Source organism: Mucilaginibacter sp. L3T2-6, assembly GCF_030519355.1.
Taxonomy (GTDB): Bacteria; Bacteroidota; Bacteroidia; order Sphingobacteriales; family Sphingobacteriaceae; genus Mucilaginibacter.
The window spans coordinates 1-19,054 of sequence record NZ_JAUMKC010000011.1; the positions used below are offsets into that span (position 1 = coordinate 1).

The window sequence follows — 19,054 nt, forward strand, 5'->3', positions numbered from 1 at the left end:
CGCAAAATTCAAACACCTAAAATAAAAAACCATTAATATAAAAACCGCCTCATAAACTAGTTATGAGACGGCCTCTTCACTTTTTTCTTTCGTCCCTGTTTAAATGCGCTTGATATTTGCCCCGAGCGCAATCAGTCGTTTATCGATGTGCTGATAGCCACGCTCTATCTGTTCGATGTTGTAAATTGTTGATTTGCCTTTGGCCGATAGTGCCGCTATTAAAAGGGAAACACCGGCACGTATATCTGGCGAGGTCATGGATATGCCGCGCAGCTGTACCTGTTTGTCCAATCCGATAACTGTGGCGCGGTGCGGGTCGCATAATATTATCTGTGCGCCCATATCCAATAGCTTATCTACAAAGAACAGGCGGCTTTCGAACATTTTTTGGTGAATAAGCACCGAGCCTTTGGCTTGAATAGCTACCACTAAACAGATACTGAGCAAGTCTGGCGTGAAGCCTGGCCACGGAGCATCGGCAATGGTCATGATAGAGCCATCGATAAAGGTTTCAATCTCGTAGTGCTTTTGCGAAGGAATGTAGATATCGTCTCCCCGCAGTTCCATTTGTATACCAAGACGACGGAAAACGTCCGGAATCATCCCCAATTCGTTGTAATGCACGTTTTTAATGGTGATCTCCGACTCGGTCATAGCGGCAAGGCCAATAAAGGAACCTATTTCAATCATGTCCGGCAACATGCGGTGTTCAGTTCCGCCAAGCCTGGCAACGCCCTCAATGGTGAGCAAGTTGGAGCCGATTCCGCTTATTTTAGCGCCCATGCGGTTAAGCATTTTGCAGAGCTGCTGCAGGTATGGCTCACAAGCGGCATTGTAAATAGTAGTAGTTCCCTTTGCCAGTACGGCTGCCATTACGATGTTAGCGGTACCGGTAACAGAAGCCTCGTCCAGCAGGATATAAGTCCCCTGTAAGTTGGATGCGTCGACGTTGAAAAATCCGGTTGCAGGGTCGTAATCAAAGCGTGCACCCAGCTTTTCAAAACCCAGAAAATGGGTGTCCAATCGCCGCCGGCCTATTTTATCTCCACCTGGTTTGGGTATGGAAGCCTTACCGAAACGTGCCAGCAAGGGGCCAACTATCATAATGGAGCCTCGTAATCCGCCGCCCTTCTCCTTAAACGTGTCCGATAAAAAGAAATTCAAGTCGATATTTTTGGCTTCAAAACTATAGGTATCCGGTCCGAGCTTCTCGACGGTCACACCCATGTCGCCCAATAATTCAATCAGTTTATTGACGTCTTTTATATCGGGAATATTGCTGATGGTAATCTTTTCTTCCGTTAGCAATACTGCCGACAGGATCTGCAGCGCCTCGTTCTTGGCGCCCTGGGGTACAATCTCTCCCTTTAACGGCGTGCCGCCAATTATTTCAAATGCATTAGTCATATATGTCAGTTCATAGTTGATGGTTCAAAGTTCATGGTTGCTGGCTTTGTAAAATTTATTTGCTACAAAGCTTGCGCCATAACTAAAAATCAATATTTCTTTTGCCCGGCGTTACGGTTACGGTTTTGATTGTTGCGGTTTTGGTTACTGTTGTTATTGCGGTTGCGGTTCTGATTGTTATTACTACCCCGGCCACGGCTGTTCTGATTATTACTGCCGGTGTTGGAGCGATACTCAATTTTGTTCAGGTTTACATTTTCCTCAACCTTTAACTGACCACCCGACATATTATAAAGGTCGCTCAGAATAATCTCGTCGGCTACCGAATCTTTGTTCCATTGCACATAAGCCATCTTCATGAAGTTGGCTATAGCCTGCACCATATGGCGCTTGCGTTCATGATCGTCAATGCTTTTTGCTTTTTCAATCATCAGCTCAATAGTTTTTCCATAGTGCTTATACCTGATGCGCTGATGCGGATACCGCAGCGGTTCCGGCTTAATATGTATCGCGTCGGGCGATGGTTTTGGATAGGGGGAATCCACATCGATCTGAAAATCAGAAATGATATGAAGGTGGTCCCATAGCTTATGCTTAAAATCGGCGACATCGCGCAGGTGGGGGTTCAAAAATCCCATCAGGTCAATCACGACCTGTGCATAACGGTTTCTTTCTTCTTTTGTGGGCAGCGCAACTATATATTTTACCATATTTTGCACGTTGCGGCCATATTCAGATAAAATAAGTTTACTCCTGGTGGAGTTATAATCAAATTGTTCGGGCATAATTTTAAGCCGGTTAAATAGAAGTTTTTAATGAAGATTTTTTAAAATCAGCGCAGACATTTTCCCCGGAGGTTGGAAAAATGAGGCTAAAGTTGAGTTTTGCGTGAAGCAATATACAAAGATAGAGGAATTAAGTGGATTTACAAATTTGTTGGCAGAGTCAGTTAATCAAAGGCCAGAGATCAGATAGCGTATCTAAACCGATGCAGAAACGGAACGCTTTGTAATCCATTTGAAGTGATTGAAAAAATTCATTCCTTAGGAATTATCTGATAATCTTTCTAAATTTATTCGCGTCAAGGCATACGTATCGTCTTGGTAATATCTAAACCCGTAATCATGAAAAAAATCCTCGTAATTTTTGCAATTGCAGGCATATTGTATGCCTGTACAGAAGCCCATAAGGGCGGCACATCGGCTAACGGCAATATCAATAACAAATTTTGCGACTCGACCGTTGCCGGCAATCCCTGTTCTGTAATTCCTATAGATGTTAATGAAACATTCGGTGTTGGCTATGACAGTTTCCTAGATTCGCTCCATCAAATACCATTCGACGTATTTTCCTGGCAGACCTTTATCGCCCTGAACTGGCCGTCTGACTCTACCGGAAAGCCAATCGGGAGTTCGATAACTGATTCGCCAAACGCTCCGCGTGTTTGGGAACATTACAAAGATCCGACCGAAGTGTTTGGTAGTACTGATGCCGGATTAACACTACGGCTTGGCCAAAATAAAAAGACAGGTCAAAAGTTTTTGTATATGGACTCGAAATCGCCGCGCTTACTGCATACCGGTCAAACGGTTGATGCAGCGCATTTGAATGGGTTCCAGGAGGCTGACGGTCATCCGCTGATAGACAGAAACCTGAACTTTGCACTGTACGAGATAAAGATGAACCCTGTCGAAACAAAATTTATCGTTGACAGCAGCCTGACCACTACACAAGGTATTTATAACCTCGGTAAAAAAAACAATAACGCTATAAATCTGCCTGTAAGTGATTCGGCGAGTAAAAATGTGGGTAGTATGGAAATCAAAGCTACGTGGCGTATTCTTTTGCCTGCTCAGGGCGATGACACTACCCGTTTTTATTGCCGTAAAGCCACTATTTATATCGACAGTCTGCATACGCGTAATCATCAGCCGTTGCTGATTAAAAATGTTACGGTTGGCCTGGTAGGAATGCACATTATCCGCGATACCAAAAAATTAAGCACCAATGCCACCTGGAGTACCTTCGAGCATATAGATAATACCCCGGATGACCTTACAGCGGCTCAGCAAAGCAACAGGAAATGGTCGTTTTATAATCCGCTTTGTTTGAACTGTACTCCCAACCAGGCACCCGATACGCTGGCCGGCGACAATGGCCAGTATATTTGGGAGGTAACTCCTCCGTATGCTATAAAATATACCGTTAAGGCGCCGGGTCAAAGCTTAACACAAACTTTTGGCACACAGGCAGTACGTAAATATCCTGTTTATAAGTATACCGACATAGTTAACCAGCTTTGGCAGGAAAAGCTAAAGGGTTCGGTTTGGGCTAATTACAGGCTGATAGGTACCCAGTGGCGGTTATCTGAAGTGTTTCCGTCACCCACCGCCCCCAATTTCCTTGCTAATACTACTTTAGAGACCTTTATACAGAAGGATGCCTCATGTATAGGTTGCCATAGCAATGCGGCTGTTAGTTTTAATAATACTAAAATACGCACGGATTTAAGCTTTATATTCCCTGTGTATGCGCAAACGCCATCTACACCATTGATAAAGCCTAAAGCGAAAAAGTAATAACAAGTGACTACTGATTTGGCCAGGTAACCCGGTAAAAGAACAGGCTAACGGTAAAAATAAATAATGCAGTATATATGGCCCAAGTTATTATATTTGGGCCATTACTGTTGAGAATTTTATGGTCAAACTTTTTTTCGGTGGTTTTCCGCTGGACTTTACAGAACTTGACATCGCAATGCTTGTTGGGTTTCATGGTGACATCAGCACCATCAAAATCATTAGGGATAAAAAAACGAGGGTGTGCAAGGGCTATGCCTTTATTGAAATGATGAGCCAGGAGGGAGCTGAACGCGCTGTCGAGGCGCTGGATGGTACCAAAGTACAGGGTCGCCCGATAAATGTAAAGATCCGCGAAGATAAGCCCGTTCCGCCGCCACGCCCCAAATTTGGTTTCGACCGGCCAAGACGACCAAGAAGACAGTTTTAAACATTCCGCCTGTACCGCTCGCTGTTTTTGATATTTGTTTGGATATTTACCGCCAAACAGGTATAACCCATTCTATTGAGCAAGCCCGATATCGACAAAACAAATTATACTGAAAGCTATTCCGTTGTTTTAAAGGGTGTCACAATCAGCAACCTTACAACACCGGCTATAGCTGCGCACAGCCACAGCGGCATCTATCCGGATGTGGCTGACGCCCGGCATATCTTTCCGCTTTTGCTGGAAACGGATTGCGGTGTTTTTATTAATAAGCGTACAAAAGCTGTTTTCCCGGAAGTTGCTATAACCCAGGATAAAGACTTTGTTACCTGTACCTGCGCGTGCCAAACCGAAAAAGATAAACTGTGTGAACACCAGGCACTGATATTATCTGCCATCATTGCCCGCGATGAGTTAAAAGTATTCTTTGATCCACATCTGCGGCACAAAAAATTAAAGCAATTTGCGGCAGACTATGGCCTGGAAAACGAGCCCGGCCTTGACACTTTTTTTAAAATCGAATACACGAACGGACAGCTTGCTATCTCGCCAAAGTTGTCATCGCTTCTGCCCGTAAATAAAGAAAGCCTGAATTTATTGAATGCTGTTATTGCAGCTGATCCTATCCCCGCCGGTGCAGAAGTTGACAGCACGGTTTGCATTGTCCTGAAACAGCATAAGTACTATAAATACCTGTTTATCGAACTATATAAAGCAGGTACGACACAGGAAGGAAAGATTAAGAACCCGCTGATACAAATCGGCCCGCTTGATTTTATCTGGGAAACGGATGACGCCGGGCAATTGAAGTTTTTTACGGGTATCCATAAGTTTCAGAATCACATCAATAAAACGGCAACAGAAGCTGATATCAATGCACTTAAGGCTATCGTAAAAAATCCGCTGGGTTATAGTTTTTACTACCATAATAACGACATCTCAGATAAGGTCACTGCGGCTTCGGTCTTCCCGGTAAACGTAGGCCTGGCATTAAATGACGTAAAATTAGCTGTAACGCCGAGGGAGCAATTTTTCGAACTTTCAGGAACGCTTTCAATAGGACCGGAAACTTACGACGTTAAAGACTTATCTATAAAATACAGTTATTTTATCTCGGCGGGCGACGGATTGTATTTGGTCAAAAACTTACAGCAGCTGAATATAATTAACCTTTTATCCAAAAAGCAGGAGAACATATTGGTTCATGCCTCCAAATTTGAGGATTTTAAAAAGCAATTACTGGTTAAGCTGGAGGAAAGGGTAAATGTTGATTATAAATATATCCCGGCGGCAACTCCGTCACAGCTAAAGCAACAGGGTTTTACCAACGAAACTGAACGGATAATTTACCTGTCTGATTTCGGACAGCATGTAATGATCATCCCCGTAATGCGCTATGGCGAAGTGGAAATATCTGTTCGCACAAAAAAACAGATATATTCAGTCGATAACAGCGGTAAAGAATTTATGGTTTGGCGCAATGACGAAGCCGAAATAGCTTTCACCGCCCTGCTGACAAAGCAGCATGATTACTTTAAGGAGCAGCTGGAAAACGACCTTCATTATTTCTACCTCCATAAGAGGCATTTCTTGGATGAAGATTGGTTTATGAATGTTTTTGATGAATGGCGCAATAACAAGATAACCATACTGGGTTTTAACGAACTGGAAGGCAATAAACTAAACGCAAATAAGGTCAGAATAACTATAAAGGTATTAAGCGGTATCAATTGGTTTAACGTTATCATTAATGCGAAATACGGAAACAGGAGATCGTCATTAAAGCAGATCTATCGCGCAGTTAGAAATAAAACCAGGTATGTACAGTTAGACGATGGCACCCTTGGCATTTTGCCCGATGAATGGATAGAAAAATTCCGTAATTATTTCAATTCCGGGGAAATTGACGGTGATGACCGCCTGCAGATAGCTAAAAGCAATTTTAGGGTTATAGAACAGCTGTTTGATGAAGCTATGCTGGATGAGGAAGTGCGGAATGAAATAAATATCTATCAAAAAAAACTCACTGACTTTACTAATATCCGGCCGGTTAGCATCCCGGCGGCGTTTAACGGAACCCTAAGACCCTACCAGCAGCAAGGACTTGCGTGGCTTAATTTTTTGGATGATTTTAATTTCGGCGGCTGCCTGGCGGATGATATGGGGCTTGGGAAGACCATACAGGTAATAGCCTTTATCCTTTCGCAAAGAGAGAAGATCGCGAACAATACCAACCTGGTGGTGGTGCCCACATCGCTGATTTACAACTGGCAGCAGGAAATTGAAAGATTTGCGCCGTCAATAAAAGTCCGGACCATTTATGGAGCAGAGCGGATTAAAAACACCGGTGATTTTGACAGCCATGAGGTTGTATTAACCTCGTACGGTACACTATTGGCAGATATAGTTTTCCTGAAAGATTACACATTTAACTATATCTTTCTCGACGAATCCCAACAGATTAAAAACCCTGAATCACAGCGATATAAGGCTGTACGTTTGCTCAAATCGCGTAATAAAATTGTGCTTAGCGGCACACCGGTTGAGAATAATACATTTGATATTTATGGACAACTGTCCTTTGCTTGCCCGGGTTTATTAGGGAGCAGGCTTTATTTTAAGCAGATTTATTCGTCGCCCATAGATATGTTTAAAAGCAGCAAAAGGGCAAGAGAACTGCAGGCTAAGATAAAACCGTTTGTGCTGCGCCGTACCAAGCAGGAAGTAGCTGCCGATTTGCCGGAAAAGACTGAAATGGTGCTGTACTGTGAGATGAAACCCGAACAACGGGCGATTTATGACGCTTACGAAAAACAGTTCAGGGATTATATTTCTGCAACGACTGGTGAGCAACTGGATAAAAAATCGATGGATGTGCTTAAGGGGATAACACGCTTGCGCCAGATTTGTGACTCGCCGCTCTTAATAAAAGGGGAGAAGATGCCGGGAGATACCTCATCAAAAATCGATACCCTGCTGGAAGAAATAGAAAGTAAAAAACATGGGCATAAGATACTGGTGTTCTCGCAGTTTGTAACAATGCTTGATTTGATCCGGGCGGAACTGGAACTAAGGCAGATTGGATTTACCTATTTAACCGGTCAAACACGTAACCGGCAGGCGGTTGTTGAGGAATTTCAAAATAACCCGGATATCCGTGTTTTCCTGGTGAGCCTTAAAGCCGGTGGAACTGGACTAAACCTGACCGAGGCAGATTATGTTTACCTGGTGGACCCATGGTGGAATCCGGCGGTAGAAAACCAGGCGATAGACCGCTGTCATCGTATTGGCCAGGACAAAAACATCGTCGCTGTACGATTGATTTGCCCTGCTACGGTTGAGGAAAAAATTATGCTGATGCAGGAGACTAAGCGCGACCTTGCGAACGACTTAATAAAAACTGATGGCGCATTCTTCGGCAGCCTGTCAAAAAATGACTTGCTGGGCCTATTGGGTGCTGTATAGCATCTTGCTATGGAGCTGTTGTTCAAATAATAGTGTTGACAACCAGGAAACCTCCAATTAGTATCAACAGGACGTATACATATTTGAAAAAAGCGTCTCCTTTTAATTTAACGTTTAAATGCCGGCCGAGGTAGATAGCCGGAACGGCGGCAGGCAGGGCTATTGCGAAATATTTTAAAACGATTACGCTCAATAGTCCTTTAGCGGCATATCCAATGATGCCGATGGTGCTTGCAACCAAAAAATACGCCTGTAACGTCGCCCTGAAATGTTGCGCATTCCACTTGCGCATATTACCATAAACCACCAGGGGTGGCCCATTCAGGCCATAAGCTCCACCCAATATCCCGGAAAAAAATCCGCATAAAAAAAGCCAAAGCGTATTATCCCGATGAAGTTTAATGGTGGTTTTGCCGCTAAGGGCATAAACGGAATAAAGAACGATCAAAACTCCCAGGCCGATCTTTACCAGGTGTTCGCTCCCGTATATCAGGACCAAAATGCCGGCTGGAATTCCTGGAATCGCAAAAATTATCAGCCATTTGGCACTATTGAAATGTATTTTGTGATGGTCCTGTACGACAACTGTCAACGCCACCAATATTGAAATAAGCACCGAGAGCGGTACCGCGACACTAACTGGCAGAAATAAACTAAAAAGAGGCACCGCCACCAAAGACTCGCCAAAACCGAATGTAGAGCGTATTAAAGTGGCGATAAAGCTTATTGATAAAATAAATAAGGGTATAGTCATAATGTCACGGCAGGGCACAATATACATGTTACTATTGAAGTGCCGAATTTAAATAAGCGCACGCGTTAGGATATAAAGAGGATTGCTGCACATTGATGCCGTCTTTTTTTTCAGATATTCGTTCATAAGCTGCTGTATTTATATGGCTCGCCTATGAACAAAATTGTCATTGCTGCATGGCGTCAATACTTTGAAGTCTCTATTGAGGATTTAGCCGGCAACTGCGTGTCCCTGGATAAACAGATAAGGCATTGACGTAAATTTATCACCAGTTCGTCACAGTTTCTAATTAAATGCGTCAATAACTAAAAACACAGGCGATGTTTGCCGTTTTATGCTATAAAATATATAGGTGATATATTCATTATGTTATTTTTATAAAAAGTATTTAAATTATTTATGGAATTTGTTGTTGATCTGCATCTTTTTTAATAATTTACCACATATAGCCTTGAGTACAATTAACTACTAACACATATGAAAAAAAATCTACTTACTTTTTTTCTGTTATTTTCCGGTTTTTCACTTGCTCTTGCTCAAAGCAAAGTGATTAAGGGAAAAGTAACCGATCAAAAAGACGGATCGCCCTTACCCGGGGTAACGGTGGTCGCAAAGGGCGCGGAAGGCGCCGGAACGCAAACGGACATTAACGGGCTTTATACCTTAACCTTACCCGACGGGGTCACAACCGTTATTTTCAGGTATATCGGTTATAAAGACGCAATTCTGACGGTAAAAGGCGCAACACTGGATGCGCAGCTCCAGACCGACTCAAAACAATTATCAGAAGTTGTGGTGGTTGGTTATGGCACACAGAAGCGCGGCAGCCTGACGGGTGCTATTTCCTCCGTCTCCGGTAAAGATGTAGCTGAAACACCTGTGACTTCATTTGAGCAGGCGATTCAGGGCCGGGCTGCCGGCGTTAACATCCAGGCCGGCAATGGTAAACTGGGGCAAGGCATCAAAATCAGTATTCGGGGTCAGTCGTCTATTTCGGCAGGTACACAGCCGCTGGTAGTGATAGACGGTATCATTGTTAACCAAACCGACCTTTCCAACAACGGAGCAACTTCAAACCCGCTGGCTGACATCAACTTTAACGATATAGATTCCTACCAGATTTTGAAAGATGCTTCAGCCTCTGCAATCTATGGTGCCCGTGCCTCCAACGGTGTAATTCTCATCACCACAAAAAAAGGTAAGGCCGGCACGGCTAAGATTAATTTTAACGCTCAGTTTGGCTACAGCGAACCATCCCGTCACCGCAAATTTCTAAACAGCGAACAATGGCTGCAAATTGAGAAACGATCGGTAATCGGCGCAGCCAAACAAGACGTATTGAACGGGTATTTTGATACTATGGAAGAGGCGCTCGATTATGAAAACCTTGATAATACTTTTACAGCTCTTGCAGCCGGAAATACCAATTGGGCGAGCACTAACACCGATTGGGAAAAACAAGCGTATCAGACCGCGCCGCAACAACAATATGATTTGAATGTTTCAGGCGGTAATGACAAAACAACCTACTACATGGGCTTGCAGGCACTGGACCAAAAAGGTATACTGAAAGCCAATGCGCTGCAACGTTACAGCGGCAGGGTAAATGTTGAAACCAAGCTGTCACCGGTATTTACGGTAGGCATGAACCTCAACTTTACCCACACTTATAATGAACGTTTGAGTAATGACGATCAGTTTTCGACACCGTTGCAGCTGGTGGCCTTGTCGCCCATAACGCCGGTGATTGACCCGCGGACCGGCCTGATCAGCGGCACTCCGCCCGGTGATCATAATGGTGATTACCCGCTGTATTACAACGCTTTGATTAGTGTGAAAAACGCATACTATCACACGAGCGTTTATCGCACACTGGGCAACGTATTTGCCAACTGGGAAATAGTTAAGCACCTCACTTTTCGCTCGGAGTTCGGTGTTGACCAAACCAACCAGAACGAAGACAGCTATTTTAACAGCCTGACGGCGGCCGATACAGGTACGCCTAACGGTTTTGGCCAAAATACCAATACCAGCATCGTGCACTTCACGGTAAACAACTTTCTTACGTATAAAAATACATTTGCTACCGATCACACCCTCGACGTAACTGCCGGTACCAGCTACGAATACAGCCACCTGTATGGTAACGACATCCAGGGCAAGCAGTTCCCATCCGACTCTTATAAACAAATTGCATCAGCTGCTGTAAAATCCGGCGGTTCGTCTACCCAGTCTGAGTTTAGCTTTGTATCTTACTTTGCTCGTGCCAACTACGCTTACAAAAGCAAGTACTTGTTATCAGCCAGCGTACGTGAGGACGCTTCTTCAAGGTTCGGTGCTAATAACCGTTATGGTACTTTCCCGTCAGCTTCTATCGGTTGGGTGCTAAGCCAGGAAAAATTTCTGAACAACTGGCAGGCGTTAAGCGAATTAAAGCTAAGGGCCAGCGTTGGTTTAACCGGCAATGCTGAAATTGGCGACTATTCTTCACTGGGCTTGTTCTCTGGCGATGCTGGTTACAATGGTACACCCGGTCAACGTTTCAGCCAATTGGCCAATCCTAACCTGAAATGGGAAAAAACACTGCAATACGACCTTGGTTTTGACTTCGGTTTCTTCAATAACCGATTTTCAGGAGGGTTTGATTATTACCGGAAAAATACCCGCGATTTATTGCTGAATGTAAATGTGCCGCAAACTTTAGGTATTGCCTTCCAGACGCAGAACCTGGGCAGGCTGTATAACCAGGGGCTGGAGCTAACCTTATCTGGCGATATTTTTGTAGGTGCGTTTAAATGGAATGCCAGTCTGAATGCTTCTTATAATATTAATAAGGTTACTTATACCAATGGTCAGGTTATTGATGACGGCGCAGACCTGAACCGCGTAATAGAAGGACAACCGGTAGGTGTCTTTTATGGTCCGCAATATGCAGGTGTCGACCCCGCCAACGGTGATGCGATCTATTATAAAAATACAAAAAAGCCCGACGGAACGCTGGATAAAACGGTAACCAATAATATCAACGAAGCTTCGCCTGTGCCACTAGGTAATCCTACCCCAAAATACAATGCAGGCCTTACCAATACTTTCAACTATAAAAACTTCGATTTGTCGTTTACTTTCCAGGGATCGTTTGGTAATAAAATTTACAACGGAGGCGGTCAGTACATGAGTTCGTCAGCCAGCAATGGCTTGGACAACCAAACCATCGACCAGCTGAAGTATTGGGATAAACCAGGCGATATTACCAATGTGCCGGAGCCACGCGAATTTTATGCCAATGGTACCGACCCTTCAAGCAGGTATTTATCCAGCGGTTCGTACGTAAGACTTAAAACTGTAACGCTGGGCTATACTTTCCCATCTGCTATGCTCAAAAAAATAAAGGTTGAGAGGCTTAGAATATTTATGAACGCTTACAACCTGTTTATAATTACTAAATATACCGGGTGGGATCCGGAAGTTAATACCGACTGGCTGGCAAGCAACATAAATATAGGCAACGACTTTTATGCCGCGCCTCAGCCGCGTACCGTAACTGTTGGTGTAAATGTTGGATTTTAATTAGTAAACGACCATGAAAAGATTTAAAAACATATACATAACGGCTTTAAGTACCACATTACTGTTAGGTGCTTGTAATAAGCAACTCGATCTGAAGCCGCACCAGTCTATCGAGCAAAGCGTAGCCATCCTTACCGAACAGGATGTGCGTATCACGCTTACAGGAGCTTACAATCGTGCAGGCCTCTCGGACCTCTATGGCGGCGGTGCATACCTGTACCCGGATTTATTGGCCACCCAAACGGTGATCAGCTGGCATGGTACCTATCAGCAGCTAACCCAAATGTCAAACCAGGCTATTCCTATTGATAACAGCTTTATTAACGCCACCTGGCTGGATGCTTATGAGGTAATTAACCAGGCTAATAATGTTTTGGCAAACCTTGATAAGGTTTCTGCTGGTAATAAGGATGAAATAGAGGGCGAGGCAAGATTTTTGCGCGGGATGACCTATTTCGACATGGCGAGATTGTTCGGCCGTGCGTGGAATGACGGCGACCCTAATACAAACCTCGCTGTGCCTATTGTGCTTACGCCAACTACAGTGATCAGTGCTTCATCGTATGTTACGCGTTCAACAGTTGCACAGGTTTACCAGCAGGCGATAACCGATCTTACTACAGCCGAAGCTAAGCTGCCCGAATCAAATTCCTATTTAGCCAATAAGTATTCTGCAGCCGCTATTTTGGCGCGTCTTTACTTACAACAGGGGGATTATGCGAAAGCGCTTAATGAAGCTTCGGGCGTGATTGAGTCTGGCAAGTTTCAGCTAAATGTGAATTATGCTGACGAGTTTCCTTATCCGAACCAAAACGCCGTCCATGTTGATAATACGGACGAGGACATATTCGCAATACAGGTAACGGATCAGCAGGGAGTTAACTCTTTAAATACCTATTATGCATCAAAAACAGATGGCGGCCGTGGCGATATCCACGTCGACGACAGTTTCCTGGCCTCATTTGAAGCAGGCGATGACCGCGCAAACATAATCCAGTATGATGACCCTGCAGATAACACCACAACACTGCGCTGCCATAAATTTGACAACGCAGTGGGTAATGTGCACATTGTACGTTTAGCTGAAATGTATTTGATTAGGGCCGAATGTAATTTTCGTCTTGGTTCAGCAATTGGCAATACCCCGGTTAACGACATTAACGTTATCCGTGAGCGTGCAAAGCTGGATGATTTAGCCACTGTTACGCTTGACCAGATTTTGAATGAGCGTGTGCACGAATTATTTTTTGAGGGCGGCTTCTTTTTGCATGATGCCAAGCGGTTAAATAGCCCGTCAAATCCTGTAACTATCGGCGCATTGCCGGCTACTTCGCCAAAGTTGGTCTTTCCGATACCAAAACAGGAATTAAATGCTAATCCAAAGCTGGTACAAAACCCTGGCTACGGAAGCTAACAAAACCTGCTATTTTACACCGGGGCCATTGTGCCCCGGTTTTTTTATTGCTTAAACATTTGTAAATTACTTGCATCTATTAACATCACAATGAGAAAAGCCTTACTGTTGGTATTCGCGTCCTTTATTTCCGCTGCTGTTTTCGCCCAAAACTCAAAGCCGGTTTTTAAGCCCGCAGATTTTCTGAAAATTAAGCACTTAAGCGATCCGCGGGTTTCGCCTGACGATAAATGGGTTGCCTATAGCCTGTCTGAGGTGGATACTGCAAAAGATGCACGCGTTTCACACCTCTGGATGCAAAGCCTGACAGGCAATGAATCGATAGAGCTTACCCATGGCCCCGAACCGGCATCAACCCCGCGCTGGAGTCCGGACGGCCGTTACCTGGCTTTTTTATCTTCTCGTGAATCTAAAAGCGGATCCCAGGTTTGGCTGATGGACAGGAGGGGTGGCGAGGCAAAAAAACTTACCGATATCAAAGGCGATTTAGGAGACTACTCATGGTCCCCTGACTCGAAGAAATTACTGCTGTCAATAGAAGACCCTGAAAGTAAAGCCAAAGAGGAACCCAAAAATCCGTTGCCAATAAAAATAGACCGTTATCATTTTAAACAGGACATGGAAGGGTATTTAAAGCACCGCCATACACACCTGTATCTTTTTGATATCGGAAGCAAAAAAACAGATACTCTTACCAAAGGAGAAACGGATGAACAGCAGGCGGAGTGGTCGCCTGACGGTACCAAGATAGCCTTTGTAAGCAATCGTACGCAAGACCCCGAGCGTGATGACAACTCTGATATTTTTACCGTTGAAGCAAAGCCAAATGGGCAACTTACCCAGCTTACTACCTGGAAGGGACATGATAATACACCGAAGTGGAGTCCTGATGGAAAGTACATTGCTTATTTGCGCTCAACAGCGGGAGAGGAGTATACTATTTATGACCAGGAAATACTCTGCCTGATGAATGCCGACGGAAAAAATAGCGTGCCGCTTACTTTGCAGATGGACAGGCCGGTATCGACACCCACGTGGAGTAAAGACGGCAAAAGCCTGGCGTTTTTACTAAGCGATGACCGGCGGAATTACCTTGCCCGATACGATGTTTCCGCTAATAACATAGTTACCGTAAATACCGGGAATTACGGTATCAGCAACATTGTACCTTTTGGTGATAACAACTGGGTGGTTGAATTCAGCACGCCCTATGTGCCGGTTGAACTATACGCTGCAGAAAACGGCGGACTGCGCAGGTTAACTCATCACCAGGATTGGCTTAATGACGTAAAGTTAGCCCATGTGCAGGGCTTCAGGTCTAAAAGCAAGGATGGTACGCAGGTTTCAGGGCTGGTTTATACGCCTGATAGCGTGCGCAAGGGTAAATTGCCATTTATCCTGTTTATTCATGGCGGTCCGGTTGATCAGGACGATTATACCTTTGATGCTACACGGCAAATATTGGCGTGTGCCGGTTATGCGGTAGCAGCAGTTAATTACCGCGGCAGCTATGGGAGAGGCCTTAAATATATCAATGCGATTAATGCAGACTGGGGCAACAAGGAAGTGAAAGACCTTTTAGGGGCGGTTGACGAGTTGGTAAAAGAAGGCGTTGCCGATCCTGACCATTTAGGCATTGGCGGGTGGAGCTACGGCGGCATATTAACCGACTATACAATAGCATCCGATACGCGTTTTAAAGCTGCGGCGAGCGGCGCCGGAAGCGCCCTGCAGACAACCATGTACGGTAGTGACCAGTATGTGTTGCAATATGAGCATGAGCTTGGCCAGCCATGGAAAAGCCAGGACAAATGGATCAAATTATCTTATCCCTTCTTCCACGCCGACAGAATTAAAACGCCGGTGTTGTTTATGTCGGGCTTAAAGGATTTTAATGTACCTACGGCAGGCAGCGAACAAATGTATATGGCGCTGAAATCGCAAAATATTCCAACCGAGTTAATTCTATATCCCAACCAGTATCACGGCCTAACCGTTCCAAGCTACCAGGCAGATCGCTTAAACAGGTATATAAAATGGTTTGATAAGTATTTGAAGGGCGTCAATTAGTAATCAGAGGTAAGCGATTAGGCTGCGCTATTGCCCGCCGGTTTGCTTGTCTGCCGCAGTCGGCGGAATTAGTTTATAATTCAATCCCTTTGCGGTTTTAAGGCTATCCGGTACTATTACGCTTGCTGAGCGCAGGGCCTGTAAGCAACTGTAAGTTTTTTTCCAATCCTTCGGATATTTTTTGCTCATGGCAGCTGTGTCGGCCTTGTCGTAAAAGTTAACAATATTCCGTTTAAGATTGGCCGTCAGGTTAGTGAATTTTGACTCTTCCAGATTCTCTATAAGTTTTGCATACGACATATCAGCCAGTTCATATTCTCCAATATGGGTTGGTTTGCCGGTATCATAGTCAACATCAGGAAGCTCGAGTGGCTTTTTATGCAGGTGGCTGAGCGCCCCATGGTAATGCACCAATACAGTATCAAAGCTTTTAATAAATGTCTCCTCGCCTTTTGGGCCGGGGTCCTTGAAAGTAAGTGCTTTCAGAGGCCCCACTTTAGGCAATATCCTTATAAGAAAAGCAACAAGCTTTTGGCCAAGGGTACCGGTAGTATGCGATGAACCGAACTCTTTGATATAGGCCTTACGTTTCATTTTGTAATGGAAAGAATGCGCGTTTGCCGCAGGGTTAGCTTTTAATATTTCATCTTTTCGCATTCGCCATGCTGCGCGGGTTACCGTAGGCATCAGGCTTTTAACTGACCACCGGTAAGTAGAAATAGCGAGGTCGAGATCGCCGAAAACGTTGTTAATGTCTTCCCCGTATGTTTTTAAAAATGCCCTTTCAAGTACCGGGCGGGCGACCTCAAATCCAATAAAATCATGATAGGCCTCGGCAGCGTAATTACCTTTGGCAACCTCCAAAACATCAAATGATAATTCAACTCTTGAATGCGAGATGTGGTTCTCGCCATAAGTGACAATATTGCCAAATTTCGCCTTCATTTTTGGATAAACTATAGGCACGACATGGTTGGTTCCTATCGAATGCCCGTATTTGTCGGCCATATAATGGCAAAGCGCACCAAGTGCAAATGCATATTCGTTTATATTTTGCGACTCGTTCAGAAGATTCTCCACAAAGTCGCCGCTGCGTACATAATGCGCCAGGTTAGTAAAATATAAACTGCCAAAAGGGAAATAGCCCATATCCGGCAGTAAGCAGCCTCCGTAGGCATAAGCATGGGCCTTTTTAAGATCTTCTTCTGTAGCTTTCGGAAATTTTAGTTTTAGAAGTGGTTTAATATTATTTGCCCAGCTGGCGTCGATTAACGCTTCATGGGTTAATACGGAATATGCCCCCGCAGAAATAGGGCTAAGCATAAAAGTAACTGCCAGCACACAGGCTACCCGTAAGACGAACGGCTTTATCATTTACAATCGGCTCGAAATTATTTTATAAATGCAAAACACGTAGAAAAGTTTTAAGACAGAAAAAATTTCATGCAGCAGGATGCTGCGGCTGGTTAATCCCGGCTTTTTAGCACATCACAATAAAAAGCCCCGGCAAACATTTGTTGACCGGAGCTTCTGAGATTGTAAACTCAAATTATCTTAATTTACGGGTTCATCGCCGGGTGTACTTACCACTTTATAAACACGTTTCCCGGAGGTGTCTGTCGTCTCCTGGTAGTACACATCATCAGGCGAAACATATAATGTTTGTCCGTTGATATGAATTGTCCGGGTACCTTGAGGTAATTCGTCATAAATATCGCCGGTTTGCGGTAATTGATCGGCCTGACCGTTATCAACCTGCCCGCCATTGCTTGTTTCCAGGTGGCCATCTTTACCCGCAACTACATATACCTGTGAGCCGTCATCTTTAGTAACAGGTTGGTAGTAAACACCGTTCAACTCGTAATACTGCTCTCCATTAATGTTAATTGCTTGTGCGTTTGACGGCAATTCTTTTATTTCAGCGCCAAGAGGCGGTTCGACCACTGTGTACTGGTTATTGTCATAGTTATAAAAATAGCCATCACTGTAATAATACTGAAGGCCATCCCACCAGAAAGGATAATAACCGTAAGGCAGAACGCCTAACTGAAAACCTATACGAGGGTAGTACAGGCTGGCGTAAAATCCGCTATTGAAGTAAAAGCCGCCGCGGTAACCCCAGTAATAACGGCCACCCCAATAAGATGGCCCATAATAACGGTACCTGCCATAGTAGCCCGGACGATAATAACCGCCCCTGTAACCACCACGATAATAACCGCCACGGTAGCCATAAGAGCCCCTGTAACCGCGGGCGCCAACATAACCGCGTGAACCTGGATAGCCACGATAACCTGTAGCCGGACGCGCAGCGCCTACGCGGTTACTGTAAGAACGATTAACCTGTGGCCTGCCGAAAGCTGTGTTGCCTCGCGGCGAAATGCCGGGACGTGAACCGAAAGAACGTGAACCGAATGAACGGGAAGATACTGACGGCCGACCGCCGGAAAAACCGCCGCGTGAAAAACTGCCGCTGTTTACATGGCTGCCGCCGGAGAACCCTCCGCGGGCAGCGCCACCGAAATGACTTCCCCCGCCGCCGCCAAAATGACCGCCGCCACCGCCGCCAAAATGACCGCCGCCACCGCCGCCTCTGTGCTGGGCATCAGCAGGTAAAGCTAAAAACAGACAAATAAGTCCGCTGAAGCTTGTAAATAATAAATATTTTAACGCCTTTTTCATGTTGTTTTGATTAACAGTTTTTGCAGCTGTCTTAGTAATAGACTAATAATACTCCGAACGGTTTAATTGTTGTTTAATTATTTTATCCAACAACTGTACCTTCATTTGGTGTTGGTTTATTTTGCCAGGGCTTACACAAATCGATCAATGTATTTATATCTTCGCAATTGGGGTTCTGTAGAAGGAACCAGCTAAACTTAATTAAAAATGACTATTAGAGACACCAATTCACTTAACCAGGTTGCTGAATTTCATTCGACTTTTAAACATCCGATAATAAAAAAGCCGGCAATGCCATCTAAAGAGCGTGCAGCCCTGCGTATTTCCCTTTTAGCGGAAGAATTAAAAGAGTTGCAGGAGGCTGTAGATAATGACGATTTGGTCGAGGTCGCCGATGCTTTATGCGATTTGCAATACGTGTTATCGGGCGCCATATTGGAATTCGGGCTTGCCGAAAAGTTTAAGGAATTGTTTGATGAAGTTCATCGTTCCAACATGAGCAAAGCCTGTAAAACTATAGAGGAAGCAGAACAAACTATCGCCCACTATAAGAATACCGCTGATACTGACTCACATCATAAAGAGATTGACGGGCTGTTCCTGGTATACCGTACGGCAGACAATAAAACGCTTAAATCGATAAACTACTCACCTGCGGCTTTAAGGGAAATATTGGAGAGGTAAAATTT

12 protein-coding genes are annotated in these 19,054 nt (G+C 44.5%); 7 read left to right on the forward strand and 5 right to left on the reverse strand.

The annotated features are described in order from the left end of the window. Positions 1-99 precede the first annotated feature (99 nt). Complete coding sequence (gene murA / locus Q3W13_RS13330; RefSeq protein ID WP_302864576.1) at positions 100-1,407, reverse strand: UDP-N-acetylglucosamine 1-carboxyvinyltransferase; 1,308 nt, start codon at positions 1,405-1,407, stop codon at positions 100-102. A gap of 89 nt (positions 1,408-1,496) precedes the next feature. Further along, a complete protein-coding gene (locus Q3W13_RS13335; protein ID WP_302864577.1) occupies positions 1,497-2,192 on the reverse strand; it encodes a DUF4290 domain-containing protein in 696 nt (231 codons plus the stop codon). 339 nt (positions 2,193-2,531) lie between these two features. Here Q3W13_RS13335 and Q3W13_RS13340 point away from each other — a divergent pair, with 339 nt between their 5' ends. The 3 genes from Q3W13_RS13340 to Q3W13_RS13350 all read left to right on the forward strand — a co-directional run bounded on the left by Q3W13_RS13340 (position 2,532) and on the right by Q3W13_RS13350 (position 7,878). After that, on the forward strand, positions 2,532-3,986 hold the full coding sequence (locus tag Q3W13_RS13340) for a hypothetical protein (RefSeq protein ID WP_302864578.1): 1,455 nt from the start codon (positions 2,532-2,534) through the stop codon (positions 3,984-3,986). Between the two features lie 121 nt (positions 3,987-4,107). Continuing rightward, complete coding sequence (locus tag Q3W13_RS13345) at positions 4,108-4,416, forward strand: RNA-binding protein (RefSeq protein WP_302864579.1); 309 nt, start codon at positions 4,108-4,110, stop codon at positions 4,414-4,416. A gap of 75 nt (positions 4,417-4,491) precedes the next feature. Then, positions 4,492-7,878: a DEAD/DEAH box helicase gene (locus tag Q3W13_RS13350; protein WP_302864580.1), complete on the forward strand. Its 3,387-nt coding sequence runs from the start codon at positions 4,492-4,494 to the stop codon at positions 7,876-7,878. A 22-nt stretch (positions 7,879-7,900) separates the two neighbouring features. Here the strand turns inward: Q3W13_RS13350 and Q3W13_RS13355 are convergent, their stop codons facing one another. Beyond that, entirely contained in the window at positions 7,901-8,632 is a 732-nt protein-coding gene (locus tag Q3W13_RS13355) for a sulfite exporter TauE/SafE family protein (protein ID WP_302864581.1), read from the reverse strand. 477 nt (positions 8,633-9,109) lie between these two features. Here Q3W13_RS13355 and Q3W13_RS13360 point away from each other — a divergent pair, with 477 nt between their 5' ends. From Q3W13_RS13360 to Q3W13_RS13370, 3 genes are all read left to right on the forward strand, one after another. Beyond that, a complete protein-coding gene (locus Q3W13_RS13360) occupies positions 9,110-12,199 on the forward strand; it encodes a TonB-dependent receptor (RefSeq protein ID WP_302864582.1) in 3,090 nt (1,029 codons plus the stop codon). A 13-nt stretch (positions 12,200-12,212) separates the two neighbouring features. Then, entirely contained in the window at positions 12,213-13,613 is a 1,401-nt protein-coding gene (locus tag Q3W13_RS13365) for a RagB/SusD family nutrient uptake outer membrane protein (RefSeq protein ID WP_302864583.1), read from the forward strand. A 90-nt stretch (positions 13,614-13,703) separates the two neighbouring features. Continuing rightward, on the forward strand, positions 13,704-15,683 hold the full coding sequence (locus Q3W13_RS13370) for a S9 family peptidase (protein ID WP_302864584.1): 1,980 nt from the start codon (positions 13,704-13,706) through the stop codon (positions 15,681-15,683). Positions 15,684-15,710: 27 nt separating this feature from the next. Here Q3W13_RS13370 and Q3W13_RS13375 read toward each other — a convergent pair whose 3' ends face one another. Together Q3W13_RS13375 and Q3W13_RS13380 are read right to left on the reverse strand one after the other, a co-directional pair. Then, positions 15,711-17,057 (reverse strand): zinc dependent phospholipase C family protein, encoded by a 1,347-nt coding sequence (locus Q3W13_RS13375; protein WP_302864585.1) that lies wholly within the window; start codon positions 17,055-17,057, stop codon positions 15,711-15,713. A 180-nt stretch (positions 17,058-17,237) separates the two neighbouring features. Continuing rightward, positions 17,238-18,365 carry a DUF6515 family protein gene (locus Q3W13_RS13380; protein ID WP_302864586.1) on the reverse strand — a complete coding sequence of 376 codons (1,128 nt, stop codon included), beginning with the start codon at positions 18,363-18,365 and terminating at the stop codon, positions 17,238-17,240. A gap of 207 nt (positions 18,366-18,572) precedes the next feature. Between Q3W13_RS13380 and Q3W13_RS13385 the strand changes: the two genes are divergently transcribed. Further along, complete coding sequence (locus tag Q3W13_RS13385; protein WP_302864587.1) at positions 18,573-19,049, forward strand: nucleoside triphosphate pyrophosphohydrolase family protein; 477 nt, start codon at positions 18,573-18,575, stop codon at positions 19,047-19,049. Positions 19,050-19,054: the final 5 nt, after the last annotated feature.

Bases quoted from the DNA above. Each gene is read 5' to 3' on its own strand.
- Q3W13_RS13355 (WP_302864581.1), bottom strand. From the start codon at position 8,632: ATGACTATACCCTTATTTATTTTATCAATAAGCTTTATCGCCACTTTA.
- murA (WP_302864576.1), bottom strand. From the start codon at position 1,407: ATGACTAATGCATTTGAAATAATTGGCGGCACGCCGTTAAAGGGAGAG.
- Q3W13_RS13345 (WP_302864579.1), top strand. From the start codon at position 4,108: ATGGTCAAACTTTTTTTCGGTGGTTTTCCGCTGGACTTTACAGAACTT.
- Q3W13_RS13385 (WP_302864587.1), top strand. From the start codon at position 18,573: ATGACTATTAGAGACACCAATTCACTTAACCAGGTTGCTGAATTTCAT.
- Q3W13_RS13380 (WP_302864586.1), bottom strand. From the start codon at position 18,365: ATGAAAAAGGCGTTAAAATATTTATTATTTACAAGCTTCAGCGGACTT.
- Q3W13_RS13365 (WP_302864583.1), top strand. From the start codon at position 12,213: ATGAAAAGATTTAAAAACATATACATAACGGCTTTAAGTACCACATTA.
- Q3W13_RS13360 (WP_302864582.1), top strand. From the start codon at position 9,110: ATGAAAAAAAATCTACTTACTTTTTTTCTGTTATTTTCCGGTTTTTCA.
- Q3W13_RS13335 (WP_302864577.1), bottom strand. From the start codon at position 2,192: ATGCCCGAACAATTTGATTATAACTCCACCAGGAGTAAACTTATTTTA.
- Q3W13_RS13370 (WP_302864584.1), top strand. From the start codon at position 13,704: ATGAGAAAAGCCTTACTGTTGGTATTCGCGTCCTTTATTTCCGCTGCT.
- Q3W13_RS13340 (WP_302864578.1), top strand. From the start codon at position 2,532: ATGAAAAAAATCCTCGTAATTTTTGCAATTGCAGGCATATTGTATGCC.
- Q3W13_RS13375 (WP_302864585.1), bottom strand. From the start codon at position 17,057: ATGATAAAGCCGTTCGTCTTACGGGTAGCCTGTGTGCTGGCAGTTACT.